This window comes from Streptococcus sp. FSL E2-3488 (assembly GCF_038003585.1).
GTDB classification, from domain to species: Bacteria; Bacillota; Bacilli; order Lactobacillales; family Streptococcaceae; genus Streptococcus; species Streptococcus thermophilus.
This window is the reverse complement of sequence record NZ_JBBOPL010000001.1, coordinates 756,235-780,013: the sequence shown is the minus strand read 5'-3', so window position 1 is coordinate 780,013 and position 23,779 is coordinate 756,235. Positions and strand designations below refer to the sequence as shown.

24 protein-coding genes and 3 pseudogenes are annotated in these 23,779 nt (G+C 40.4%); all 27 read right to left on the bottom strand.

Features of this window, described 5'->3' with window-relative positions; translation table 11 throughout:
- Positions 1-75: 75 nt before the first annotated feature.
- Entirely contained in the window at positions 76-720 is a 645-nt protein-coding gene (gene nth, locus MHH90_RS04085) for an endonuclease III (RefSeq protein WP_011681255.1), read from the bottom strand.
- Positions 720-1,418: a DnaD domain-containing protein gene (locus MHH90_RS04080; RefSeq protein WP_167401524.1), complete on the bottom strand. Its 699-nt coding sequence runs from the start codon at positions 1,416-1,418 to the stop codon at positions 720-722. The genes nth and MHH90_RS04080 overlap by 1 nt, the downstream gene beginning before the upstream one ends.
- Before the next feature lie 71 nt (positions 1,419-1,489).
- Positions 1,490-2,434, bottom strand: a complete 945-nt coding sequence (gene metA / locus MHH90_RS04075) for a homoserine O-acetyltransferase MetA (protein WP_100262522.1) — start codon at positions 2,432-2,434, stop codon at positions 1,490-1,492.
- Between the two features lie 170 nt (positions 2,435-2,604).
- The gene (locus tag MHH90_RS04070) at positions 2,605-3,123 is read right to left on the bottom strand and encodes an adenine phosphoribosyltransferase (RefSeq protein WP_002947203.1); all 519 of its coding nucleotides are present in this window, start codon (positions 3,121-3,123) and stop codon (positions 2,605-2,607) included.
- A gap of 114 nt (positions 3,124-3,237) precedes the next feature.
- Complete coding sequence (gene recJ, locus MHH90_RS04065; RefSeq protein WP_340725789.1) at positions 3,238-5,448, bottom strand: single-stranded-DNA-specific exonuclease RecJ; 2,211 nt, start codon at positions 5,446-5,448, stop codon at positions 3,238-3,240.
- Positions 5,449-5,460: 12 nt separating this feature from the next.
- The gene (locus tag MHH90_RS04060) at positions 5,461-6,228 is read right to left on the bottom strand and encodes an SDR family NAD(P)-dependent oxidoreductase (RefSeq protein WP_011681258.1); all 768 of its coding nucleotides are present in this window, start codon (positions 6,226-6,228) and stop codon (positions 5,461-5,463) included.
- Positions 6,228-7,157, bottom strand: coding sequence for a ribonuclease Z (gene rnz, locus MHH90_RS04055; RefSeq protein WP_011226135.1), 930 nt, complete (start codon positions 7,155-7,157; stop codon positions 6,228-6,230). The genes MHH90_RS04060 and rnz overlap by 1 nt, the downstream gene beginning before the upstream one ends.
- Before the next feature lie 31 nt (positions 7,158-7,188).
- On the bottom strand, positions 7,189-7,836 hold the full coding sequence (locus MHH90_RS04050; RefSeq protein WP_011681259.1) for a cystathionine beta-lyase: 648 nt from the start codon (positions 7,834-7,836) through the stop codon (positions 7,189-7,191).
- Positions 7,829-9,067 (bottom strand): GTPase HflX, encoded by a 1,239-nt coding sequence (gene hflX, locus MHH90_RS04045; protein ID WP_084828878.1) that lies wholly within the window; start codon positions 9,065-9,067, stop codon positions 7,829-7,831. Before hflX ends, MHH90_RS04050 begins: the two co-directional genes overlap by 8 nt.
- 377 nt (positions 9,068-9,444) lie before the next feature.
- Positions 9,445-10,614: pseudogene (locus MHH90_RS04040) on the bottom strand (FtsW/RodA/SpoVE family cell cycle protein); the annotation flags it as partial.
- A gap of 503 nt (positions 10,615-11,117) precedes the next feature.
- Positions 11,118-11,432 (bottom strand): phosphoribosyl-ATP diphosphatase, encoded by a 315-nt coding sequence (gene hisE / locus MHH90_RS04035; RefSeq protein WP_084828879.1) that lies wholly within the window; start codon positions 11,430-11,432, stop codon positions 11,118-11,120.
- 8 nt (positions 11,433-11,440) lie between these two features.
- Entirely contained in the window at positions 11,441-11,779 is a 339-nt protein-coding gene (hisI, locus tag MHH90_RS04030) for a phosphoribosyl-AMP cyclohydrolase (RefSeq protein WP_023909722.1), read from the bottom strand.
- Entirely contained in the window at positions 11,776-12,534 is a 759-nt protein-coding gene (gene hisF, locus MHH90_RS04025; protein ID WP_084828880.1) for an imidazole glycerol phosphate synthase subunit HisF, read from the bottom strand. The genes hisI and hisF overlap by 4 nt, the downstream gene beginning before the upstream one ends.
- A gap of 1 nt (position 12,535) precedes the next feature.
- On the bottom strand, positions 12,536-13,255 hold the full coding sequence (hisA, locus tag MHH90_RS04020) for a 1-(5-phosphoribosyl)-5-[(5-phosphoribosylamino)methylideneamino]imidazole-4-carboxamide isomerase (protein WP_023909725.1): 720 nt from the start codon (positions 13,253-13,255) through the stop codon (positions 12,536-12,538).
- A gap of 48 nt (positions 13,256-13,303) precedes the next feature.
- The gene (hisH, locus tag MHH90_RS04015) at positions 13,304-13,912 is read right to left on the bottom strand and encodes an imidazole glycerol phosphate synthase subunit HisH (protein ID WP_340725788.1); all 609 of its coding nucleotides are present in this window, start codon (positions 13,910-13,912) and stop codon (positions 13,304-13,306) included.
- Positions 13,909-14,493, bottom strand: coding sequence for an imidazoleglycerol-phosphate dehydratase HisB (gene hisB, locus MHH90_RS04010; protein WP_014608422.1), 585 nt, complete (start codon positions 14,491-14,493; stop codon positions 13,909-13,911). Before hisB ends, hisH begins: the two co-directional genes overlap by 4 nt.
- A 19-nt stretch (positions 14,494-14,512) precedes the next feature.
- The gene (gene hisD, locus MHH90_RS04005) at positions 14,513-15,796 is read right to left on the bottom strand and encodes a histidinol dehydrogenase (protein WP_023909727.1); all 1,284 of its coding nucleotides are present in this window, start codon (positions 15,794-15,796) and stop codon (positions 14,513-14,515) included.
- Positions 15,793-16,443 carry an ATP phosphoribosyltransferase gene (hisG, locus tag MHH90_RS04000; protein ID WP_023909728.1) on the bottom strand — a complete coding sequence of 217 codons (651 nt, stop codon included), beginning with the start codon at positions 16,441-16,443 and terminating at the stop codon, positions 15,793-15,795. The genes hisD and hisG overlap by 4 nt, the downstream gene beginning before the upstream one ends.
- Complete coding sequence (locus tag MHH90_RS03995; protein WP_014608424.1) at positions 16,436-17,416, bottom strand: ATP phosphoribosyltransferase regulatory subunit; 981 nt, start codon at positions 17,414-17,416, stop codon at positions 16,436-16,438. Before MHH90_RS03995 ends, hisG begins: the two co-directional genes overlap by 8 nt.
- Entirely contained in the window at positions 17,413-18,465 is a 1,053-nt protein-coding gene (hisC, locus tag MHH90_RS03990) for a histidinol-phosphate transaminase (protein WP_084828882.1), read from the bottom strand. The genes MHH90_RS03995 and hisC overlap by 4 nt, the downstream gene beginning before the upstream one ends.
- A gap of 711 nt (positions 18,466-19,176) precedes the next feature.
- Positions 19,177-20,284, bottom strand: a pseudogene (locus MHH90_RS03985) (IS3 family transposase).
- Between the two features lie 76 nt (positions 20,285-20,360).
- Positions 20,361-20,756 carry a hypothetical protein gene (locus MHH90_RS03980; protein ID WP_318825064.1) on the bottom strand — a complete coding sequence of 132 codons (396 nt, stop codon included), beginning with the start codon at positions 20,754-20,756 and terminating at the stop codon, positions 20,361-20,363.
- Positions 20,734-21,172, bottom strand: a pseudogene (locus MHH90_RS10225) (phosphodiester glycosidase family protein); the annotation flags it as partial. The pseudogene MHH90_RS10225 and the gene MHH90_RS03980, both read right to left, overlap by 23 nt.
- A gap of 153 nt (positions 21,173-21,325) precedes the next feature.
- Positions 21,326-21,532: an exopolysaccharide biosynthesis protein gene (locus MHH90_RS10220; RefSeq protein ID WP_087010261.1), complete on the bottom strand. Its 207-nt coding sequence runs from the start codon at positions 21,530-21,532 to the stop codon at positions 21,326-21,328.
- Between the two features lie 96 nt (positions 21,533-21,628).
- Positions 21,629-22,363, bottom strand: coding sequence for a PHP domain-containing protein (locus MHH90_RS03970; RefSeq protein WP_084829963.1), 735 nt, complete (start codon positions 22,361-22,363; stop codon positions 21,629-21,631).
- Positions 22,364-22,371: 8 nt separating this feature from the next.
- On the bottom strand, positions 22,372-23,016 hold the full coding sequence (locus MHH90_RS03965; RefSeq protein ID WP_084829676.1) for a TIGR01906 family membrane protein: 645 nt from the start codon (positions 23,014-23,016) through the stop codon (positions 22,372-22,374).
- Entirely contained in the window at positions 23,006-23,779 is a 774-nt protein-coding gene (locus MHH90_RS03960) for a TIGR01457 family HAD-type hydrolase (RefSeq protein WP_084829677.1), read from the bottom strand. Before MHH90_RS03960 ends, MHH90_RS03965 begins: the two co-directional genes overlap by 11 nt.

Sequence of the window (23,779 nt, the reverse complement as noted above, 5' to 3'; positions counted from 1 at the left end):
GGGATTTTTGTCAAGTTACTAGTTTGTAATAAAATCTTACAACTGTAAAAAGCTGACGAAAATCACATCCTCAGCTTATTTCTTAGTTGTTTCTCGATAATACTTACAGTAACTTTGAAGAGGACAAGTCTGGCATTTAGGATTCTTTGCTAAACAATGATAGCGTCCAAAGAAAATCATGCGGTGATGACTGATAATCCAATCTTTCTTTGGTATTTTCTTCATCAATTCTGCTTCGATTTCCTCTACACTAGCATTTTCTGGAGCTATATTCAGTCGTTTAGAAACGCGAGAGACATGTGTATCTACAGCAATAGACGGAATACCATAGACTTCAGCCAATACGACGTTAGCTGTTTTTCGTCCAACACCAGGTAGACTCTCTAATTCCTTGTGAGTTTTGGGAACTTGTCCGTCGAAATTCATTAAAATAGCTCTAGCAGTTTTGATGATATTCTTTGCCTTATTCTTATATAGCCCAATGGTTCTTAAGCACATTTCAACATCATCAAGATTAGCAGATGCTAAATCTTCAATTTCTGGATAACGGGCCCACAAACCCGGTGTTACCTTATTAACAGCTTTGTCAGTTGTTTGAGCAGATAAAATAACAGCAACTAGTAGTTGAAAGGGAGTCTCCCACTCCAGCTCACCATGTGCATCTGGAAACATCTTTCCCATTAAGGCCAGAGCTTCATTAACACGTTTTCTACCCAACATTATTGACCACCCCACAATTGACGGGCCGCGTCCATACCAGTTTTGAACTCATCCGAAACCTGATGATGTTGTTTCTTTCCTTGATACTCCAAACGACGTTCTTCAACTTGAATTTTAGTAGTAATACCACTTAATTTCCAGTTACGAAGAACCCCTTTGATATAATTCCAGTTGGTTTTTCGGTTAAATACTGCCTCTTTCAGAGCTTCACGGATTAATTCCGGGTCAGTGTGTTCTTCCTGAATTTCCTTATTTAAATCTTCTATTACCATAGGATTCAAGATTCCCAAAGCCTGTTCCAACTCATCTGTCAATTGTTTAATAAGCTGTGTATTTGTTGGTTGGCCAGCAACAGGACCTGTCGTTGAATTTTCACTACTCACTAGCTTGTCTAACACTGCTAGGGCAGGTGAAGCATCAACAACCATCTTAATTTCATTATTAACTTTAACAGTCGTAAAATCAAGGAGTCCGGCCTCAGTTAATGTCGTAATACTTTTATTAACCTCAGTGGGGGTCTTTCCAGTTGCCTGCGCTATCTGGCTAGAGGCCACTTCTCCAATCTGAGTAGTCGTTTGTAGATAGAGAAACTGCCAAACTAAAAAGTCATCCGCTGATGGAAAAATATCCTTAAAGTGAAAAAATAAGGCATTTGGAAGGACTAGATTTCCTGTTCGATACTGTTCAAAAAAACTCATATTTACCTTTCAGAGTAGATAGGTCAATTCAAAAAATTTTATGTTTTAACATAAGTCTTTTGAGAAACCTACTACAAATAACCGTAGAATGAAAAATCGTCTTCCAACTCTTCTAAACGATAGGGTGTTTCTTGATATACAGCGTAGTTAATCCAATTACTAAAGAATGTTGATGCCGCAAGGTTCCAACGAAGTTTTGGTTCCTGACTTGGATCATCCCCAGGAAAATAGTTTGCTGGCACATCTGGATTGATGCCTACTTCCAAATCCCTTCGATATTCTCTAGCAAGAGTATCACGATCATATTCGAAATGACCAAAACTGTAAACTTCACGAAGATCCTTGCTTGCCAGAATGGACAGACCTACCTCTTGACCTGATGCAACAACGTCTAAATCTGTTTTATTCTTGATATCTTCCAGAGTCACCTCTGTATAGCGTGAGTGCGGTGACACAAAGCTATCATCAAAGCCATTCATGAGGAAATTTTCTGGCATGTCAACAGTTTGCTTATAGATACCTGATAATTTCTCTGACAAGGGAACCTTATCAACCCCATGTTTGTAATAGAGACCTGCTTGAGCTCCCCAACACAAGTGAAGAGTTGAATAAACATGCTTTTTAGACCAGTCAAAAACTCGTGTTAATTCATGCCAATAATCAACTTCCTCAAAAGGCATTTGTTCAATAGGAGCCCCTGTTACGATAAGACCATCGTAATACTTGTCCTTGATTTCATCAAAAGTCTTATAGAAGGTTTTCATATGTTCAGCGTGGGTATTTTTTGATTTATGACTAGCCATATACAGAAACTCTACGTTAATTTGGAGTGGTGTATTTGCTAAAAGACGTAGCAACTGAGTTTCTGTCACTTCTTTAGTTGGCATTAGGTTAAGGATCAGGACCTCCATTGGTCTAATATCCTGGCTACTAGCTCTATTCTCATCCATGATGAAGACATTTTCCGAACGCAATACATCAAGAGCTGGTAACTTATTATCAAGTTTTATAGGCATAACAACATCTCCATCCTTGTTTATTCTATCTTCATATTATAAACCGGGTAAATATTGTTATCAAATATATATTTTCTCTAGTTAGTTATAACTTTAAACTATATGATGACACACTTATTTTTTAAAAGAGTTAAAAAGGCCCTGAGGCCTTTTGTAAAACATAGATAGTTTTATCCTGGGAAGTTCATCAATACTTTAGCGTCATAACCTTCGATTGCTTCACGACCATTAAGTCCGTCAAGCTCAATCAAGAAGGCACATCCAGCAACGACACCACCTAGGCGTTCAATCATTTCAATTGTTGCTTTGACGGTACCACCAGTAGCCAAGAGATCGTCAACGATAAGTACACGTTGGCCTGGTTTGATTGCATCGGCATGCATGCAAAGAGTATCGACACCATACTCTTTTTCATAATCGACCGAAATCACTTTACGTGGCAATTTACCAGGTTTACGAACTGGCGCAAATCCAATACCAAGTTCAAAGGCAACTGGGCATCCAACAATGAAACCACGTGCTTCGGGACCAACAATCATGTCAATCTTCTTGTCAGTCGCATACTGAACGATTTCACGAATAGCATAGCTATAAGCGTTTCCATCAGCCATCAACGGGCTAATATCGCGGAAAGTAACCCCTTCTTTAGGGTAGTTTTCAATAGTTGCAATATAATCTTCTAATTTCATTTGTTCTTCCTATGGGCATTTTGCCAAAAAATATTTACATATTATTATAGCATGAATCCATGGATTTAGAAAATACTAACCTCTAGATTCTAAACCAATTATCTTAGTTAGGCACTACTGCTCCTGCTTGTAGAGCCAATCATAAATTTCCTGTGGTGTTCCCAAAGCCATGAGTTCTTGGAACTTGACAAGACGTTTAAGGTCCTGGAAAATCTTGCTTTCCTCAATATCACGTTTTCCAGCCTCTTTATTAACTGTCATGACACCATTATCAATAGTGACAAAGCCCAATTCATCAAAAATTTGAATCATCTTGATGAGAAGAATTTTATCAATCTTAAGATAATGACTGAGGTCATCTAATTTATAGCGCACATCAAATTCTGGGAATTGATAAATGGTTTTATAGAGCCTTGCAAATTGCTCTCTAGTTCCATAGCCTGTCAGATAATAGGCTTCCTTAATGCGATTCTTAAAATAAATGGCCTGGAATTCCTTACCGTCAAACCACTCTTTTAATTCCGTCTCTGAATTCGGTAGGGTGTCGAGGACAACTGCAGTTGCTTCGTCTGAGGCCTCTTCTACAGTTGGTAGGCCCTCAGGTAGTATCATATTTTTTGAGCGAAAATCAAATAACTGAACATTGTCCACGCGCACATCTGCCAACATGAGCTGTAGTGTTGTCTGGCCATTCCATACATTAACGGACAGCGTCACTGCTAATTCCAACCCCTGAGCTTGCTGAAATTCTTGAAGCAGATGCCCTTTGTTAAAGGCGACAACATCAAAACTAGCCTTGCCTTGCTTAACCTTAAACTTAAGATGAGCTCCATTTTGCCCCATAGTTCTAGCTTGAGTAACGGTAATATCATGTAGCCAAAAGACTGGCTTTTTATTATCCATACCAAAAGGTGCTAGTTTTTCGAGGCTCCTTATGGTATCCAAGCCAAGCTCACCGAGTTGTAGCTCCTCGTCTAAATTAAGCGTATTTTTGGCACTCGTATCAATGTCATTATCGTAGACATAACTACATAAAATATCTGAGAGTTGAGTAAGATTTTCCTCTGGAAGGGTCATACCAGCTGCTCCAGCGTGCCCTCCAAATGCAGTAAAGATGTCTCTGTGGTCATCAAGTGCTTGGAAGATATTGATAGATTCCAAACTACGAGCTGATCCCTTAGCCAAGCCATCTTCAATATTTAAAACTACTACTGTCTGACTGATCTGCTCCATGATGCGGCCAGCAACAATGCCGAGTACACCAGGATGCCAGCCTTCCTTAGCCAAAACCTGAACTGGTTTATCCAAGTCTACCATGCTCATGGCTTCATCAAAGATGTTTTGAACAACTTCCTTACGTTTTTCATTTTTGGCATTGATTTCCAGAGCAATGGCTTGCGCTTCCTCATCGTCAAATCCGGTTAATAGTTCAATAGCTGGGTTTGGATCGTCTAAACGTCCTAAGGCATTGAGTTGAGGGGCTAGTTTGAAAGCCACTGTTTCTTCAGAAATTGTTGTTAGGTCTACTTCGGAAATACGGAGCAATTCTTGAAGCCCAATACGCTCAGTAGTCTTGAGAATTTCAAGTCCAACCTTAACCATAATACGATTTTCATCGGTCAGGCTAACCATATCAGCAATAGTCCCTATAGCTACCAAATCCAACATCTCTGTTGGTATGGTCTCGAGGAGGGCCGTTGCTATTTTGAAAGCTACTCCACAACCTGCCAAATACTTAAAGGGATAATCAGCACCTGGATGTTCTGGATGAACAATGGCATAAGCTTCTGGAAGCTGTGACGGCATGCTATGGTGGTCTGTGACGATAACATCCACACCTTGCTCTTGCGCATAAGCGATAGCCTCATTCCCAGCTACCCCATTATCCACTGTAATGATGAGTGAAATACCTTCCTGCTCAATGAAATACTTATAGACACTTTCGTTTGGTCCATAACCATCTGTAAAACGGTTTGGCAAGTATACTCGAGCTTCAGCTCCCATCATTTCAAGGGCTTCTTTGACAATCGAGGCTGACGTCATACCATCCGCATCGTAATCTCCATATACTAAGATTTGTTCATAATTTTCAATAGCCTGACGGATTCTAGCCACTGCCTTATCCATATCATGAAGCAGATAAGGATCATGAAGGTGCGATAAATCTGCCTTTAGAAAGTCTTCAAGTGCCTCTTCTGTCCTAATGCCACGTTCATAGGCAATCTTGGCTGCTGTTTTTACCAGTCCATGTTCTTTAGCAAGTTTAAAAAAGCCAGCATCTGGCTCTTTTGTGTTTATTTTCCAATCATACGTTGATGTAATCATGTTCTTCTTTCTTTATTTATAATTAAAGCTTGTTCGTGCAAGGTAATCAGCTATCGTGGGAAAGAGTGTATAGCCTTTGTAAGCAACTGCTAAGAGTCGTGGTAGATTAACTTCACGTTTATTTTTGCCCAGAATACGGACAATCTTTTTAGCCACATATTTAGGACTGAGGATAAACTTCTTAACACTCTCAAGATAAGCTCCAGAGGGATCAGCTTGATCGAAGAAAGATGTCTCAATTGGACCTGGATTGACCGTAGTCACATAGACTCCCTTATCAGCCAGCTCTATACGCAAGGCATCTGAAAAGCCAATTACCGCAAACTTTGTTGCCGCATAGACACTTGAGTTGGCTGTCGCAATTTTTCCTGCCATGCTGGCGATATTGATGATATGGCCATAGCCTTGCTCTACCATTTTCTCTGCAATTAAGCGTGAAAAAGTCATTGTCGCCAAGGTATTGATGTCAAACATATCACGAACTTCTTGACTAGTGTAATTATCATAAGACTTAAATTCACCGAAGCCAGCATTATTGATAAAAACATCAATACGGCCAAAGCGTTGATAGAGATAATCGACCATTTCTTTAATGGCATTGTCGTCTCTGAGGTCAATAGCAAGACAGGTTTTATTTTTCACATGGCGATAGCATTTCTCAAGTTTGTCCTTGTCTCGTCCCAAGAGGATAATGCCGTCACTGAGGGAGAGCTGCTTGACAATTTCTTGAGCAAGACCTCCTGAGGCACCAGTAATAGCGATAATTCGTTGTTTAGCCATTAGATTTCTACCTCTTCCAAGTCACGAACGATGTGAGTGTTTTCAAAAATCGTTTTAGCATCTGCTGCCATCTTACCGATATCACGCCCCAAAAAACGTGCTGATACGTGATTTAGAAGAAGGCGTTTAGCTGACGCATCCCTAGCTACTTGGGCTGCTTGCATATTCGTTGAATGACCATGGCTCTTGGCAATTTTTTCATCACCCTTACCATAAGTAGACTCGTGGACCAGGACATCTGCCCCCAATCCAAGTCGAACACTGGCATTTGTCTTACGGGTATCACCTAAGATAGTGATAACCTTACCTTTCTTAGGTGCGGAAATAAAGTCTTTGGCAATGATTTTCGTTCCATCTTCAAGAACCACATCTTGTCCATTCTTAATTTGTCCAAAAAGCGGACCAAATGGTACGCCTGCTGCCTTAAGGGCCTCAGCATCCAAGGTGCCTTCGAGATCCTTTTGAACCACACGGTAACCAACACAAAAAATGGTGTGATCCAACTTATCTGCATAAACAGCGAACTTGTCATCTTCCATAACCAAACCTAGACTATTTTCATCAATTTCCTTAAAATGCACATGATAAGATAAGCGTGTCCCTGAGGTACGAATGCTGGTCATGACGTATTGCTTAATACCAACTGGTCCATAAACTTCAAGGTCAGTTTGTTCTTCGCTAGATTGGAAGGAACGACTCGCCAGGAAACCTGGTAAACCGAAGATATGGTCCCCGTGCATATGTGTAATAAAGATTTTTTTAACTTTACGGGGTTTGATTGTTGTTTCTAAAATCTGACGTTGGGTTCCTTCCCCACAGTCAAACATCCAGACTTCGTTGATTTCATCGAGGAGCTTCAAAACCAGACTCGATACATTACGAGCCTTGGATGGCTGTCCGGCGCCCGTCCCTAAAAATTGTAATTCCATGACTTTCTATACTTTCTATCTATCGTTTTTCTTATTTTTGGACAATATAAGCCAGGCATTCACGCTGAGCAAATCCATAATAAACAGTTTGCCCTTTATCTTTATATTGAGACAAAAGTTCCACTAATTCATCTTGATTGAAGCTAGCTAACTTAATGACATTTCCCTTCAGTTTAGTGACACGACTAAGTAACTGAGTCTCTGGTGTCAACTCTTCCAATACTTCTTCATCAAAGTCAACCTTGGCCATTTTAACTTGAGTCCCTTCAAGATAAACCTTATATTGTGGGAAAACTTGAGCAAGCTCAAACAAAATATCAGTCGTTGGAACCTCTAAATGCTCAGCAAAGACTAGGGCCACTTCATCAGCATTTTCATAGCAAAAACCATAAGATTTTCCTGACAGATTGAGACGAATAAAGGGCTTGTGTTCATCAAAAGATGGTACTGGATTAAAGAGGTTAAGTTCTTTCGAAAGCTCCAAATAGTAATCCGTTGCTGCTTCTGGAGACTGTTTCTGGTAAATCTCTGCAAAATAAGCATTAATAACACTTGGTGGTGGCGTAATAAAGGCCAGTTTTTGATTGTCTGAAAGGTCTGACAAGGTATTTTGAAGATATACCTTATCTAAACTTGTAAAACCACCATATTTTAAAGCTAAATCCATATAATCAGTCATAAAACTCTTCCAATTTCCATTTATTTTTCGGTGAAATATAGCCTGTAATTTCTTCCACTTCTGTCTCAAAACTATAGCTATCTAACAAGGCTAATTGACTCAACTGATAAAGTTTATAAGCTTGGTCCTGATTAACCTTAATACTAAAGTGTTCAAAATTCTGTTGAATTTCATCAATCAAGAGTCTTCGCAAAGCCTCACGACTTCCCTTGTCACGCGCTGAGAGACGAACATTAGGAAAGACTGTTGCTACTAAGTTATTCGCCACGTCCATCTTATTGTAGATAGCTAGGCGAGGAATATCAGTCATGTCCAGTTCTTTAAGGATATCTAAAACCACGTTTTCATGTTCTTCGTGATTCGGATCACTAGCATCGATGACATGCAAAAGGAGGTCCACATTACGACTTTCTTCAAGCGTCGACTTAAAGGCAGCCACCAATTCTGTTGGCAAATCCTGAATAAAACCAACCGTATCTGTCAAGGTCACTTGAAACTGATCTTTTAAGTATATTTTCTTAGTCGTTGCATCCAGAGTCGCAAAAAGTTCATTGGCCTCATACTGCTTATCATCCGTCATAAGGTTCATAATAGTTGATTTCCCAGCATTGGTATAACCTATCAAGCCGATTTTAAAGGTAGTTGAGTCGACACGCTTTTCACGAATGGTCTCTCGGTTCTTCTCAACAATCTTTAATTGGCGTTCAATATCCGCAATCTGGTTACGGATAGAACGACGATTGAGTTCCAGCTGACTTTCACCAGGACCACGGCTACCAATGCCCCCTGCTTGACGATTGAGCATAATTCCCTGACCAGATAAACGGGGCAACATGTATTTGAGCTGAGCTAGATGAACTTGAAGTTTTCCTTCATGACTTCTAGCTCTCATGGCAAAGATATCCAAAATCAATTGCATGCGATCAATGACTTTTACGCCAAATGCTGCTTCAAGATTGGTATTTTGACGTGGGGTTAAACGGTTATTGACAATGACCGTAGTAATCTCATCCGCGTCCACCATAGCCTTGATTTCCTCTAATTTTCCTGAACCTACGAAGGACTTACTATCATAGCGTTCACGTTTTTGAGTATAGCTAGCTACAACCTCTGCTCCTGCTGTTTTGGCAAGACTAGCAAGTTCCTCCATGGACATGTCAAAATTCTCTGTCTCTTGCAATTCAACACCTACTAAAATAGCACGTTCTTGCTGCTTGGCTGTCTCTATCATAGCAAACCCCTTTTCGAAATAGTCGCCTTCTATTATACCACAGGGAGACCTAAAGAGAAGGGGACAGACCTTAATTTTTTATAAAGAAAAACAAGTTGGATTGTCCAACTTGCTTCTAATTAGTGTTTACGTGTTGGTTTCTTTTTAGACCCCTTACGACGCTTGCCTTGGTGAAGGCTAGGCTTAATTTGAGAAATAGTTTGAGGTAATTTCACAGTAGCCTTATCAACCTTATCTTTAGCCTTGACCAATTCTTGTGAGGCCTTGATTGCACTCTTCGAAGGTTTGTTTTTCTTAGTTTTGGTCTTAGACACTGCCTTTACTTTACTAGTCCCAGATGCACGCATACGACGAGACATAGCCAGAAGAATTTTATTTTCTTCGTTGAGGTTGGTATGGTAGGCCATGGAAAGCACTAAGCCAACACCAATCAAGTTTGAGATGAGTGAAGATCCACCTTGAGAAATAAAAGGCAAAGGAATACCTGTCAGAGGAAGAATTCCTACTGCCGCCCCAATATTTTCAAAAATATGGAAGACAATCATCATAATAAGACCAGTAGAAATAAAGGTATAGAAGCGGTTATTAGACTTGAAAGTCACTCGCAACATGCGATAAATGAGGAAGAGATAGGTCAACAGAACCAATCCACCGCCTACTAAACCAAAGTCTTCTGCAATAACCGTGAAAATCATATCACTCTCACGAACTGGTACATTCAAATCAAGGTGATTAAAACCTTTTCCATAGATACCACCAGTACCTATCGATATCATCCCTTGTGTCTGTTGAAAGGCGATGCCATCCGCATAAGTGAAGGGGTCCAACCAAGCTGAGATACGGTTAATCTGATAAGTCTGAACCCCTAACTTGAGCAAGATTTCCTTTCCCCAATCTGTGATAAACACCATTATAAACAGAGCTATACTTGCTGCAAAGGCTAGCACTACCGGTAAGATGATACGCCAGGATATTCCCGAAACCACTATTATACCCGCTAAAATAGCGAGGAAGACTAAGGCCGTTCCCATATCACCTTGAAGAACCAGTAAGCCTAAGACAGGAAGCGTGACCGCTACATATTGGAAAAGTAGCAACCAGTCATCTTGAAGCTCAGTTACTTCTTTTCCTTGTTTAGCCCGAACACCTATTCTCGAAAGAAAAAGGATGTAGGATATCTTCATAAATTCTGATGGTTGAAAAAGGGTGACTGATCCAATACTGACCCAGTTTTTTGCTCCTGTCGAGGCAACCAAAGAAGGTGAATAAAAAATAAGAGGCAAAACCATAAGTCCCAAGCCAAAAATATAAAGCCAGGGAGTGACCTTCCAAAGAAACTCTGTATTAAATAACATGACAACAAAAGCAAGTACTGAACCAAGAAAAATCCATAGTAATTGCTGAGACATGACATGAACGAGATTCTTTGGATAATCAAAATTTGTCGCGATAAAAATTGAGACCATACCAACCAGCAGTAAGATAAGGACTGGCAAGAGAATCGAGTAATCTATCCGACTTTCAATAGTATTTTTTGACTTAGCCATATGTACTCCAAAATAAAGATTTAGCAAGAGTTATTATACCACTTTTTCGGCCAGACAAATGAGCTGAATGTGTAAAAAGTTGTTAATTTTAACAAAAAAAGCAACCACAAAAGTGATTGACTTCTTTCATCAGTCTTAATTTGACATGTATCCTTTTCCTTGAGCATTGAAGCATACACGTTGCGCTGAAGGAATTTGGACCTAGCGATCAACAGTCCTGTCACAAGGTAACCCCTATCGTTTCTGTAAAACAAAAAGGTATCTCCGACTGATTTTCGGAGATGTTTTTGTGTATTTTGAAGTTTTCGTTTTCACTGAGTTTGTAACCCACAACCCACACTTCTAATATCCTAATATGACACGCTAGATTACAGAGGAAGAAAACAGCTAAGCTAGAAAGCATTGAGATATTAGGAGTATTTTTCTTCATGGGATTTCTCTAGCAAAAAACTGAGGCGTCACTTCAAACTTTTATTCTTAGTCTCAATCTGTTGAGATAATCCTCAATAATCTGTTACTTCTTTTCGGTCATGAACATTGCTTTGCTTGCCTTGTCGTGCCTTAAGTACGGCTTCAACGTCTTCAGGGCTAACCCCTGTTTCAACTAGCATGACGGCTAAATGATAGAGGATGTCTGCTGTCTCGTTGGCAATTTCCGTTTTATCAGCATTCTTAGCTCCAATTACAACTTCTGTCGCTTCTTCGCCAACCTTTTTAAGAATCTTGTCTAGACCCTTGTCAAAAAGGTAATTGGTATAAGACCCTTCTTTAGGATTCTTTTTACGATCCAAGGCTTCCTTATAAAGTGTTTCTAACATAGCTACTCCTATCTATCTTGATTGTCATCATATATATCCGTGATGAAACAGCTGTAAGCTCCTGTATGACAGGCTGCTCCTTCTTGTTCAACGGCAATAAGTAGGGTGTCCCAATCACAGTCAGTCTTGATGCTTTTGACATGTTGGAAATGACCAGATATGGCGCCCTTATGCCAAAGCTCATTTCTGGAACGGCTCCAGTAATGCATTTGTTTAGTCTCAAGGGTCAACTGATAGGACACCTCATTCATATAGGCCAACATAAGCACCTGTCCTGTCTTGTAATCGGTCACAATAACTGGTACCAGTCCTCCTTGTTTGTCAAAATCAAGTTTAACCTCTGTCATTGTCTCACCTCAATTCCTGTTTTTGCCAAGACTTGTTTGGTTTCACCTATATTTACCTCACCGAAGTGGAAGATAGAGGCTGCCAGTGCACCAGTCGCTGTTGTCTTTTCAAAGACTTCTACAATGTCCTCAATATTTCCTGCACCACCAGAAGCAATGATCGGAACATCGACGACTTCTGCCACACGATTAAGCATTTCCAAATCAAAACCAGACTTGGTGCCGTCCTTGTCCATACTGGTTAAGAGAATTTCTCCAGCCCCCAAGGCGACGACTTCTTGAGCCCATTGGATGAGATCCCTACCGGTATTCTTACGGCCACCTGCCACAAAAACATGCCAGCTCCCATCAGCCATCTTTTTAGCATCAATCGCAGCCACGACACACTGATTGCCAAATTTTTGGGCACAATCAGCGATTAGTTGCGGGTTGGCATGGGCTGAGGAATTAACAGCAACCTTATCTGCACCGGCTTTGAGCATCTTGTTCATGTCTTCAACCGAACGGATACCACCACCAACTGTGAAAGGGATAAAGACCTGATCGGCAACGCGTCGCACCATGTCAACCGTTGTTTCACGATTATCTGAAGTCGCCGTGATGTCCAAAAAAACAAGTTCGTCACAACCAGCCTCATAATAGGCACGGGCAGAATCAACAGGATCACCAACATCTGTTAGATTCACAAAGTTAACTCCCTTGACGACACGACCATCCTTGACATCCAGACAAGGAATAATACGTTTTTTAAGCATATTAACCTCCGAAAGACTTGAGCTGGTCTAAAGTGATATTGCCGTTATAGTAGGCCTTACCGACAATGGTTCCTGCTACACCAATCTCTTGTAGGTGATTTAAGTCGGATAGCTCTGCAATCCCACCTGAAGCGATGACTTTAGCGGTTGTGAGTTCAGATACCAAACATTTGTAGTGATCAAGATTGGGTCCTGTCAGTGTGCCATCTCGATCAACGTCTGTATAAACAATGAGGGTTACGCCCATTTTTTCCATTTCCTTGGCCAAGGTGATGTAGTCCACATTGCTGGTTTCCAACCAACCTTCTGTAGCGACAAGACCTGCCTTTGCATCTATACCCACGACAATCTTATCGGCACCAAATTCCTCCAAAGCTGCTCTAACGAAGTCAGGATCTTTGACGGCCATTGAACCGATAATGATACGGTCGATGCCAACTGCCAAATAGTCACGAATCTGCTCCAATGTGCGGATACCGCCACCCATTTCGATGCCAAGTCCAGAAATCTTCTTGACCTCCGCAATCAAGTCACGGTTAGTGGCACGACCATCAAGAGCACCATCCAAGTCAACAAGGTGAATGAATTGGATGCCCGCATTCTTAAGGGTTTTTGCTTGCTCAATAACATCTGGATTGACGACGGTTTTTTGGTTGAAATCTCCTTTGAAGAGACGAACAGCCTGTCCATCCTTAATATCAATTGCTGGTAGAATTTGCATCTCCCCTACCATCCTTTCTAACTAAAAAATCTTTGTTCTCACGAGATTCTAGGTTTTACATAATCCCACAAACCGTTTAATAATACCTAAACCAATATCACCTGATTTTTCGGGATGGAATTGGGCACCATAAACATTGTCTTTATGGATCATGGTTGGAACCTCGATACTATAATCTGCAGTAACATCAATATATTGGATAGGTACATCCGTAAAATAACTGTGAACGAAGTAGACAGATTGGCCATCTAAACCATCTGTCAAAGGGCTAGCTTGCTTAACAGTCAAATCATTCCATCCTATATGTGGGACAGGCCGCTCCTTATTAGCAGGAATGGCACGGCAAACACCAGGAATAAAGCCAAGACCATCTGTTTCTTCATGCTCCAGTCCTTTTTCTGTTAAAATCTGCATACCTAAGCAAATTCCTAAAAGTGGAACTCCTTTTGCTACGGCCTCTTTGATTACAACTACCAAACCTCTTCGCTCCAACTCTGCCATGGCTGTTGGATAGGCACCTACACCAGGTAAAATCAAACCATCTGCAGCTAGAATTTTCTCTTTGTCAGCAGACAATTCTGCAGTCACACCGATTTTTTCAAGGGCACGCAGAACATTTGCGATATTCCCCGCATCGTAATCAATGACGATAATCATAGCATCCCCTTTGTCGAATTTACGCCGTGAATGTCAGGATTGACTGTAATGGCTTCACGCAAGGCACGACCTGTTGCCTTGAAAAGACTTTCTGACTTGTGGTGATTGTTTTTTCCGTGGAGAATCTTGAGATGAAGATTCATTTGAACATTAAAGGCTAAAGCTTGGAAAAACTCTTCAATCAATTCTGTGTCAAAATTACCCAATTTAGGATTATCAAAACTAGCATCAAAGACCAAGAAGCTACGTCCAGACAAATCTAAGCTTGCCATTCCGAGGGTTTCATCCATAGGTACGAAAGACGTTCCATAACGGTTGATACCTGCTTTATCACCCAAAGCCTCTTTAAGAGCTTGACCAAGTACGATACCGACATCTTCAACAGTGTGGTGACTATCAACCCAAAGGTCACCATCAGCCTTTACCACCAAAGACATACGACCGTGACGGGCAAACAAGGTCAACATATGGTCAAAAAATCCGACACCTGTTTGAATGTCTACTGGTTCTTGAGCATCCAAATTGAGACTTAACTTAATTTTGGTTTCAAAGGTATTACGTTCAATTTCTGCTTGTCTCATAACTGCTTCCTCTACTCTCTCAATTATTGTCATTTCTGACTTCAATAGCCTTGGCGTGGGCCTGCAAGCCTTCCGCATAAGCCAAGGTTGTAATATCGTGTTTTGCCTTATTGACTGCTGCCTTGTCGTATTGCGTATATTGGATACGTTTGACAAAATCATGTACACCTAAAGCTGATGAAAAGCGGCTGGTTGCTGTCGTTGGAAGAATGTGATTAGCACCGGCATAGTAGTCACCAATTGGTTCACTCGTAAAGTGACCAAGAAAGACGGAACCAGCATTTTCCACTTTTTCTAGATAATCATAGGCCTTGTCCATAGCAATTTCCAAATGCTCTGGCGCAACCGAGTTCATGAGCTCAAACATGGCATCTGTGTCCTTAGTGATAATAATACGGCCGTTATTTTCAATGGAAGGACGAGCAATCGCTTCTCGTGGTAAAAGCTTGAGTTGACGTTCAATCTCGCTTTCAACCGCATCGGCCAAGACTTCAGAATCTGTTACCAAAATGGCACGTGCTCGCTTGTCGTGCTCTGCTTGAGACAAAAGATCAGCTGCTACATAGCTTGGATTAGCGCTACTATCAGCAATAACACCGATTTCTGATGGTCCTGCAATCATATCAATACCGACAATGCCGTAAACTTGCTTCTTAGCAGTCGCCACGAAAATATTTCCGGGACCTGTAATCTTGTCAACCTTTGGAATCGTTTCTGTACCAAAAGCCAAGGCCGCAATTCCTTGAGCTCCACCGACTTGGTAAATGGTGTCCACACCAGCCAATTTTGCGGCTACTAGAATTGCAGGAACAAAGTGTTCTTGTGGCGGCGTAATCATAATAATCTCTTTAACCCCAGCAATTTTAGCAGGGATGACATTCATAAGAACTGATGACGGATAAGCCGCTGTTCCTCCAGGCACATAAACACCAACACGATTGATGGGACGAATCAATTGACCACGAATAACTCCCTCACTTGGTTGGTCCTCAAAACCAGCCTCCAACTGATGTTTGTGGTAAGATTCAATGTTTTCTTTAGCATTGACTAGGGCTTGATAAACCTCTGGATCAATTTCCTTAAAGGCTTTATCAATAAGATCTTGTCCAACTTCAATATCAGTCAAATCAACCTTATCGAACTTCGCTGAATAATCACGAAGGGCCTCGTCTCCACGTTCTTTAACGTCTTCGATAATAGCTTGAATCGTTCTTTCAACGTCTCTATTTTCTTTTGAAAGTTCCAATTGCTCCTGATAAAGAAGCTCAGCAATTTCTTTATTAGTTCCAGTTAATCGTTTCATTCGAACGGTACCTCCTCGTTTCCAACAAGTGATTCAATCTTACGAATGAATTGCAGGACTTCCTTATTATTTTTCAAAGAAGCCTTATTAACAATCATTCGTGCTGAAATCCGACAAATATCTTCATAAACTTTTAGGCCATTTGCAACAAGGGTATTCCCTGTTTCTACAATATCGACAATGGCATCCGCCAGACCAATAACGGGGGCAATCTCAACGCTCCCTTGAATCGAAATAATCTCGACATCCTCACCCTTTTGATTAAAATAATCAGTTGCAATGGTTGGATACTTGGTAGCAATACGTTTACGTTTATGGTCATTAGGATTATAGTCTTCTGTTGAAGCCACGCAGAATTTACAAAGGCCAAAATTAAGGTCTAACATTTCCAAATAGCCTGTCGGATGTTCAACCAGAACATCCTTCCCAACAATTCCAATATCTGCGACACCGTGTCTAACACAGGTTGTCACATCTGGAGCTTTAACCAAGAGAAAACGGAAACGGTTGTCAGGACTCTCGAAAATCAAATTACGTCCCTTATCAGCCATGAAAGACATATTAAAGCCAGCTTTTTCCAGCAATGTAACCGCATCTTTTTCAATACGCCCCTTGGTCAAGGCAATTGTGATTTGATTGCTAGTCATCCATGTCACCTCCAAATTCCACATCGTCATGTACTGCTTGATAAACTGAGTCGATATCAATAGCCCAACCAACCGCTGTTAACTCGGTAGCCCCAAAACGTTCAAATAGTTTATCGTAGCGGCCACCTGATACAAAAGCATCCGGTACCTTATCACCGAAGACCTTAAACATTATGCCCGTGTAGTAAGGCACTGCTGGTAATTGAGCCAAATCGAGCGTCGTCTCTGGGAGATTATCAGCTAGGCGACTGGTTAAGACTTCCAAACTATCCAAAGCTGTCAAAAAGGATTCATTGTCGGTTAACTGTCTCGCCTCGGTCAAGACAGCAGTTGTCTCACCAAAGAGGAATGGCAACTGCTCCAAAACCTTGTCATATTGACTTGGATTTTCTTTAGTGAACTCCTTGAGACCTGTGATTGATTTATCACGGATATAGGTGGCCAACTCTGCTTCTTTTACTGCTGGAAGGTTTAATTCTTCAAAAATGAGTTGCAGGAGCTGGGCATGTGAAAATTCAAACTTGTAATTTCTGACACCTGCCACATCCAAGGCCTCTTTAGCAGATATCACAGCTTCTTCCAATGCCTGATGAACTGGAAAACCAATGATTTCCACACCAGCCTGCGTATGCTCATTGGACAAGCCACGCATCTCTTCGTTGTAGTTAAAGACCTTTCCAGAGTAGGAAAATTTAATCGGTGTATGAACTTGTGTGGAAGCAATTACGCGCCCGATTTGACTGGTAATATCAGGACGTAGGCTAATAAGATCTCCATTTTTATCAAAGAAATTATAGTTACCATTGTCCACCACATCACTGAAGACTTCAAAATGCTCTAAGGTTGGTGTCTCAATACGAAGAAAACCCTTTGTCATCAACAAATCACAAATGCAATGCTCAATCTGATACATGGTACGGGCACGTTTGAAAAGTTTATCGTGCATTCCTAAGGCTAAGGTCGTTTTTTTCATGCTTGTAACTCCTGTATGGTCATTAATACACGCTCCATCTCATCCTGAGTTCCAATAGAAATGCGTAGTCTGTCAGAAATACGCTCCACTTTTGGAAAATAACGGACATAAATTTTCTTACTTTGGAGATAGGCAAACAATTGGCCTGCAGTCACTCCGTATGGCTTGACCAAAACAAAATTAGTTTTTGAAGGTAGGACATCAAAGCCAATCGCCTGCAATTCTTGGCTAAACCAGTCACGTGTTGCCATAATCTTAGCGCAAATGTCCTCATAATAGTCCCAAGATCTAACCGCTGCAGTCCCCAAGGCTTCAGCAATGCTATCCACATTATAGGGGTTGACTGAATTCTTAACGGCATTGATGACAGCCATTAGTTTTGGACTTCCTATGCCGTAACCGACACGCAGACCAGCAAGGGAGGCATCCTTAGAAAAGGTCCTGGTGATAAACACATTGTCATATTTTTCTAGGAGTGGTAAGGCCGTCCCCCCACCAAAGTTGATATAGGATTCGTCAATAATCACAACTACCGACTGGTTGGCCTTTACAATCTCCTCGACTTGATCTAAAGGTTTATAAATACCTGTTGGAGCGTTCGGATTAGTAAGGATAATTCCACCATTTTCGACCAAATAATCTTGAGTATCAATCTCAAATGAGGAGGTCAAAGGCACTTCTCTAAAGGGGATGCGATACAAATCTGCCCATACCTTGTAAAAACCATAAGTCAAATCTGGAAATATGATTTTTTCCTCACTGTTAAAGAAAGCTAGAAAAGCCATTGATAAGATGTCATCTGACCCATTTCCAATAATAAACTGATCGGCAGGCACACCCAATTGATCAGACAAAGCTTGACGCAAAGCCGTTTGATCCAAAGTCGAATACTTGCGTAACTGATGGGCATCAAAGGATGCTAAAGATTGATGAACTGCTGGACTTGGTCCATAAGCATTTTCATTAGTATTCAACTTAATGATATTTTTCTCAGCAGGCTGACTACCCGCTACATAGGGTTCAATCTTTCGTAATCCTTTGATTTCCATAGTTTATCCTTTCTCTTTGACTCTAACCAAGTGTACTTCTCGTTACAGACTCTAAAAAGTGTAACAAAAAACGTCCTCGCAAAAATAACTTTTGCAAGGACGTTGGCACGTGGTTCCACCTTAATTCGAACAGGGGTCACCCCCTCTTCCTCATGAAGTCACAAAGTTTCACTTGTAACTCCCAGTCTCTAACGGAACCACCCGTCGTACACTACTGTCATCCAGAGTTCGCATACGCTCTCAAGAATGTGTCGTCTTTGATCTCATGCGTTCTCAGCTTCCCGCATTCTCTGTAAAACGATCTGACTTTTTTCTCTCAACGATTTAATTTGAAATTATTCTACATGAAAATTTAAAACAATGCAAGCCTTTTTTGTATATTTAATAAAAAAAACACATAGTCTTTTTGAGATTTCCTAAGGAGTTAATGGTCGTCAGGTGATATTTCCCTGTGGATAATTTCAGCAATGCATGCAGTTTCAGCTGCTTCCATCGCTAGAAAAAGTCTCCTTTTATTTATATTGCTGTCACAAAAATAAATCTCTGTTATTTTCATAAAAATCTCTTTAGTCTATTTCCTGATTCAAAATAATTTTTCCACTTATAAGGTGTATATTTATCCTAAATAAAATTTCAAAGCAAGGTAAAAAGCCTGAAGTATGTGTACTGACCCCATAAAGTTAGACAACTAATTTATCCAAAGGATTTAGTTCAGTATTGCACAGGACCAAGTCCTTTTAGTTTTACCTTAATGTGTTTGTTGTTGTAATAATCAATATAGTCTACAATAGCTTGTTCCAATTGCTCAAGTGAGTGAAACGTCTTCTCGTAACCATAAAACATCTCAGACTTAAGAATGCCAAAGAAGGATTCCATCATACCATTATCTGGACTATTTTTCCCCTTACGTGACATGGACGGTTGGATCCCCTTATCCTCTAAAAATTGATGTTAATACTGATGTTGGTATTGCCAACCTTGATCACTAAGGTTATCTGCTTTCTTGCCAACTTCTCCTTGGTATGAAGAATACTTGCGTTTACGACAAATTTGGGAACTTAAACCAAGGAGCTTCATCAGACGTTGGACCTTCTTCTGGTTCACTACAAAACCACGATTCCTCAATTCCAGAGTTATTCGGCGATAGCCATAATTTCCTTTATACTCATAATAAATTTCTTGAATTTCGCCTTTAGTCTCTTTATCTTTGTCGTGCCCATCTAGTTGTTTCAACTGATAATAGTAAGTCGAGCGAGCTAAACGTGCTGTTTCAAGAAGTAAATCTAGTCGAAATCCTCCTGAAACCATTTCTCTAACTGTTTCTGCCTTTCTCGATGTAAGGCTTCGTCCCTTTCCTCTAACTCTTTTAACTTTTTTAGGTAGGCCACCTCGGTACGTAAGCGTTCATTCTCCTCTTGGAGTCGCTCTAGTTCTGTCATTTCTTCCCAAGTTTTCTTACGTTTACGCTCCATTTTAGGTACTCTGCCTCTTCTTTTCTCAAGAATTGTATACCCATTTTTTTATATTGTGCTATCTAGTTAGGCAACATTCCACCACTTGGAGGACAATAATCAAGACTTACACTTTTTTGTGAACGACCTTCAAGTAGCACCTTATCAATCATTTCTTGTTTTAATTTAGGAGAATAATAACGATTCTTTCCTTTTTTGATGATGTTTATTCCATAACGGTCAATTAATTTCACCATATATTTTAGACAAGAAACGTTCACCCCAAATTGATTTGAAAGTCGTTTAAAGCTTTCTCCTTGCTTTCTCAATTCATATATTTGAACTTTATCTTCATAAGTTAGTTTCATAATAAAAACACCCCAAAAGTTAGATTTTTTCTGTCTAACTTTTGGGGTGCAGTTCAATTACTCCAAGCTTTCATTTTTAAGCCAGTTTTCTAGATCTGATAAATCCTATTAGAAGACTCAAACAAAGTAGTCCAGCTTCCACATACCAATAGGGCATATCCACACTAGTTGTACGTCCTGAAACTTCAACAATGCCTTTAACTAAACAGGCACTTGATACAACCGCGATTGCTGAATTTAATAAGAATTTCGAGACACGATTTCTCACCCAAGACATTCCCAGTCCTGTTAGCAGATAAATCATAGCTCCAGCCAATGGTGCAAAGAACATCAGGCGCATAAACGTGGATGATTCACCATAAGAAAAGAGTTCATAGACAAAGGTAAAGACCAGGCTAAAAATAGTTAAACCAATATAGGTGGTGAAAAAGTGCTCGCTAGCAGATTTTTTAGTAACCGATGTAAACGATATCGCTCACCGCCCTTTCTGAGATTTTGTTTCCGTTTGTGGGTTGGCTTATTAATGACTTGACCATTAGAATACATGGTTGATGAGTCACCACCATTAAGCTTGTAACCAGTCATCACGCCATAAGATTTCATCAACTCTGCCATTTCATAAAGAGTCAATCCTGACGACTCACTGGTACGACCATCAGAGACAATGACAATGTAGTGTACACTTCCATCACTTTCTTCATTAACTACGATAGCTGTACGTGGATTGTCGGACATGTCTTGACCAACCTCTTCATTTTCTGAGACAGCTACCTTACCATTTTCAACCAGGGTTGGACCGAAGGCAAAGGTATTCACCACACCTGAATCGACCAGTTTTTGAGCAGTTGTCTCACTATCGTTAAAGGTCTTGAAGCTACCGTCTGAGTAGACTGCAGGGGTCTTCATAGTCACTGTTTCGATCAGTATCACGATAGACTTGACCATTTTTAATCACATAGCCTGACTAGTTATCCCCATAATAGTCATCATTGATGGCAAAGATAGCATTATGTTGCTGGACAATACTTGAAGTGACATCAGTTATATTGGTACCATAGGTGTTTTGTCCAAAGCTATTTTAAGGTAGTCCGCACTTGAAAGCTTGATATCAGCAACATAGTAAGTGGAATCACTAGCTTTACCCGTCGTGATTTCAATTTCCATATTGTCATCTTTATAAGTCGTATCCGTCTTAGTGACATCACCAGTGCTGGTAGATGCTGTCGACGAATTGCTTGAAATTAGCATAACAAGCAAATCTTAAAATCTTCTATAAATCCCATAATAGCGTCTTTCCTTTAAGTTTCCCTTAAGAAAAGACAGCCTCAACTGAAGCTGTCTGCTCTATATAATCATATCTTCTGTAATTTCGAATTCTCTCAAGAGCTCCTGAATCTTATCAAAGTTCAGACGAAAATGCTCCAATTTATGCCCATCAGAGCCAATAGAATACTTGCGACATCCCAAATCCTTGACAAGGGCCAAGACATAACGATAAAGACCTTCATGATGATAAAGGTACATGCTCTTTGAATTCAGCTCAAAAGCCAAATCATTAGCAATCATTTTCTTAAAAATACGTTTAAGCTGATTCTCATAAGCTTTTAGCTCATCAACAGTCATATCAAAAAGACGGAAACCATAGTCAAAGTGGGCCAGAACATCTGCGTCCACACGACCAACAGCATACTCCAACTTATCCAGATATTCTTGAATAATGTTAGCCTTGTCCATTTCAGCCACCTCATCATCAAGATAATCATTAACCCCATTATGGTGAACAGAAAGCAGTTTGAGATCATAGTCCTTACCATCCAAAAAGTCTAAAATATCGCTTTCTCTAGGCTGGTAATAGCCAATCTCGATGCCTCGTTTAATACGATTGCCATACTTGAGGTTGAGTTTTTCAACCTCATGACTATAAGACTCGTAATCTGGCACATCGTCCTGTTTCGTATAGGGATTAGAGAGATCATAATGCTCAGTTGTTACAATCTCGCCATCAAAATGGGTTAAATAATCAGTAAAATTCGCATCCGAATCATAGGAATGATGGGTATGCAAATGGTTATCACGAATAAACATCATTACTCCTTATTTTTTAAATAGCTTCTCACCTGTTTATGGGCTAGCCAGGTCAATCCCATCATGATTCCCTCGTACATTATAAAGAAAATCACAAAACATTGAAGGAAATACTCTTCTGGCAAAACATTAATAATCGGGTCAAGCATTGGATTAAAAAGCCAACTACTATCTCCAGGAAAGAGAGCCTCATGAAAGAGAATGAAGAAATGATCAAATCCTAGGAAAAATCCCACTACTCCAATAAGGATTGGTAAAACAGCTAGACTCAGATAAAGTTTACGATAGAGACCAAAAGTCCCCTTCTTCACATTTCGCCAAAGAAAGCTCACAGCTGGATAAGCCAGTAGGACAACAAGGATCTGAACCAGATGAAAGAGCCACTTGACATCATGAAAATGCTTAAGACCACTCTCCGACGACGGAAAATCAGGCATGGCCAAACGGCCCACCCAAGGAAAGGTCAGATACCGCATGAGGACATTGAAGTTATGCCAAAGATCACTTTTGCCGATAACGACATAGTTCAAAAGATGCATCCAGTCAACATCAAAATAATAGAAGTCCCATGCTAGGTAAATCGTGACCAGAATAGACAAGGCCAGGAGCCAAATAGGAGTCAACACTGCTTCAATATTAGTTCGCATCAAAATCCCACTCCGCTAGACTAGCAAGTACATGGTCTGGTTTTACTGGTAAATCCACAACTTCTTCCGCCTTGGTGAAACCAGTCGTCACAAGAAGTGTTGGAAAGTCATTTTTAATACCAGCTGTAATATCAGTCAAGTAATTATCACCAACCACAATAGTTTGGCTACGTTCTGTTCCAAGGATTTCAAGAGCCTTGTTCATGATAATAGCTTTAGGCTTACCAATAATGATTGGTTTCACACGCGTCGCTGCCTCAATAAGGGCCAAGAGGGAACCAGCACCTGGAAGCAGACCTCGTTCTGTTGGGATATTCAAATCTGGGTTTGTCCCAATAAACATAGCCCCTTTATGGATAGCAAGGGTTGCTTTAACCAGCATTTCATAAGTGACATCACGGTCCAATCCCACTACCACATAATCAGGATTTTCCTCATCTACCGTATAACCAGCATCCGCAATAGCAGATTTAAGCCCAGTCTCACCAATAACATAAACTGCCTTACCACGATTCATATCATTCATGTAGTCAACTGTCGCCAGGGTTGCTGTATAAATAGTTTCAAGAGGCGTTTCCAACTCGCACTGATTACACAAAAGCTCTTGGACCATCTCTGGTGTACGCGTACTGTTATTAGTCACAAAAAGATAGGGAATCTGGCGCTTCTGCAACTCCTTAACAAAGGCCTCCCCTTCAGGAATACGATCCTTCCCCTTATAAATGGTTCCATCTAAATCAATCAAATAACCTTTATATGTCAT

Excerpts from the sequence above, each read along its gene's own strand:
- nth (WP_011681255.1), bottom strand. The coding sequence starts at position 720 with ATGTTGGGTAGAAAACGTGTTAATGAAGCTCTGGCCTTAATGGGAAAG.
- MHH90_RS04080 (WP_167401524.1), bottom strand. The coding sequence starts at position 1,418 with ATGAGTTTTTTTGAACAGTATCGAACAGGAAATCTAGTCCTTCCAAAT.
- metA (WP_100262522.1), bottom strand. The coding sequence starts at position 2,434 with ATGCCTATAAAACTTGATAATAAGTTACCAGCTCTTGATGTATTGCGT.
- MHH90_RS04070 (WP_002947203.1), bottom strand. The coding sequence starts at position 3,123 with ATGAAATTAGAAGATTATATTGCAACTATTGAAAACTACCCTAAAGAA.
- recJ (WP_340725789.1), bottom strand. The coding sequence starts at position 5,448 with ATGATTACATCAACGTATGATTGGAAAATAAACACAAAAGAGCCAGAT.
- MHH90_RS04060 (WP_011681258.1), bottom strand. The coding sequence starts at position 6,228 with ATGGCTAAACAACGAATTATCGCTATTACTGGTGCCTCAGGAGGTCTT.
- rnz (WP_011226135.1), bottom strand. The coding sequence starts at position 7,157 with ATGGAATTACAATTTTTAGGGACGGGCGCCGGACAGCCATCCAAGGCT.
- MHH90_RS04050 (WP_011681259.1), bottom strand. The coding sequence starts at position 7,836 with ATGACTGATTATATGGATTTAGCTTTAAAATATGGTGGTTTTACAAGT.
- hflX (WP_084828878.1), bottom strand. The coding sequence starts at position 9,067 with ATGATAGAGACAGCCAAGCAGCAAGAACGTGCTATTTTAGTAGGTGTT.
- hisE (WP_084828879.1), bottom strand. The coding sequence starts at position 11,432 with ATGTTAGAAACACTTTATAAGGAAGCCTTGGATCGTAAAAAGAATCCT.
- hisI (WP_023909722.1), bottom strand. The coding sequence starts at position 11,779 with ATGACAGAGGTTAAACTTGATTTTGACAAACAAGGAGGACTGGTACCA.
- hisF (WP_084828880.1), bottom strand. The coding sequence starts at position 12,534 with ATGCTTAAAAAACGTATTATTCCTTGTCTGGATGTCAAGGATGGTCGT.
- hisA (WP_023909725.1), bottom strand. The coding sequence starts at position 13,255 with ATGCAAATTCTACCAGCAATTGATATTAAGGATGGACAGGCTGTTCGT.
- hisH (WP_340725788.1), bottom strand. The coding sequence starts at position 13,912 with ATGATTATCGTCATTGATTACGATGCGGGGAATATCGCAAATGTTCTG.
- hisB (WP_014608422.1), bottom strand. The coding sequence starts at position 14,493 with ATGAGACAAGCAGAAATTGAACGTAATACCTTTGAAACCAAAATTAAG.
- hisD (WP_023909727.1), bottom strand. The coding sequence starts at position 15,796 with ATGAAACGATTAACTGGAACTAATAAAGAAATTGCTGAGCTTCTTTAT.
- hisG (WP_023909728.1), bottom strand. The coding sequence starts at position 16,443 with ATGACTAGCAATCAAATCACAATTGCCTTGACCAAGGGGCGTATTGAA.
- MHH90_RS03995 (WP_014608424.1), bottom strand. The coding sequence starts at position 17,416 with ATGAAAAAAACGACCTTAGCCTTAGGAATGCACGATAAACTTTTCAAA.
- hisC (WP_084828882.1), bottom strand. The coding sequence starts at position 18,465 with ATGGAAATCAAAGGATTACGAAAGATTGAACCCTATGTAGCGGGTAGT.
- MHH90_RS10220 (WP_087010261.1), bottom strand. The coding sequence starts at position 21,532 with ATGCTAATTTCAAGCAATTCGTCGACAGCATCTACCAGCACTGGTGAT.
- MHH90_RS03965 (WP_084829676.1), bottom strand. The coding sequence starts at position 23,016 with ATGCGAACTAATATTGAAGCAGTGTTGACTCCTATTTGGCTCCTGGCC.
- MHH90_RS03960 (WP_084829677.1), bottom strand. The coding sequence starts at position 23,779 with ATGACATATAAAGGTTATTTGATTGATTTAGATGGAACCATTTATAAG.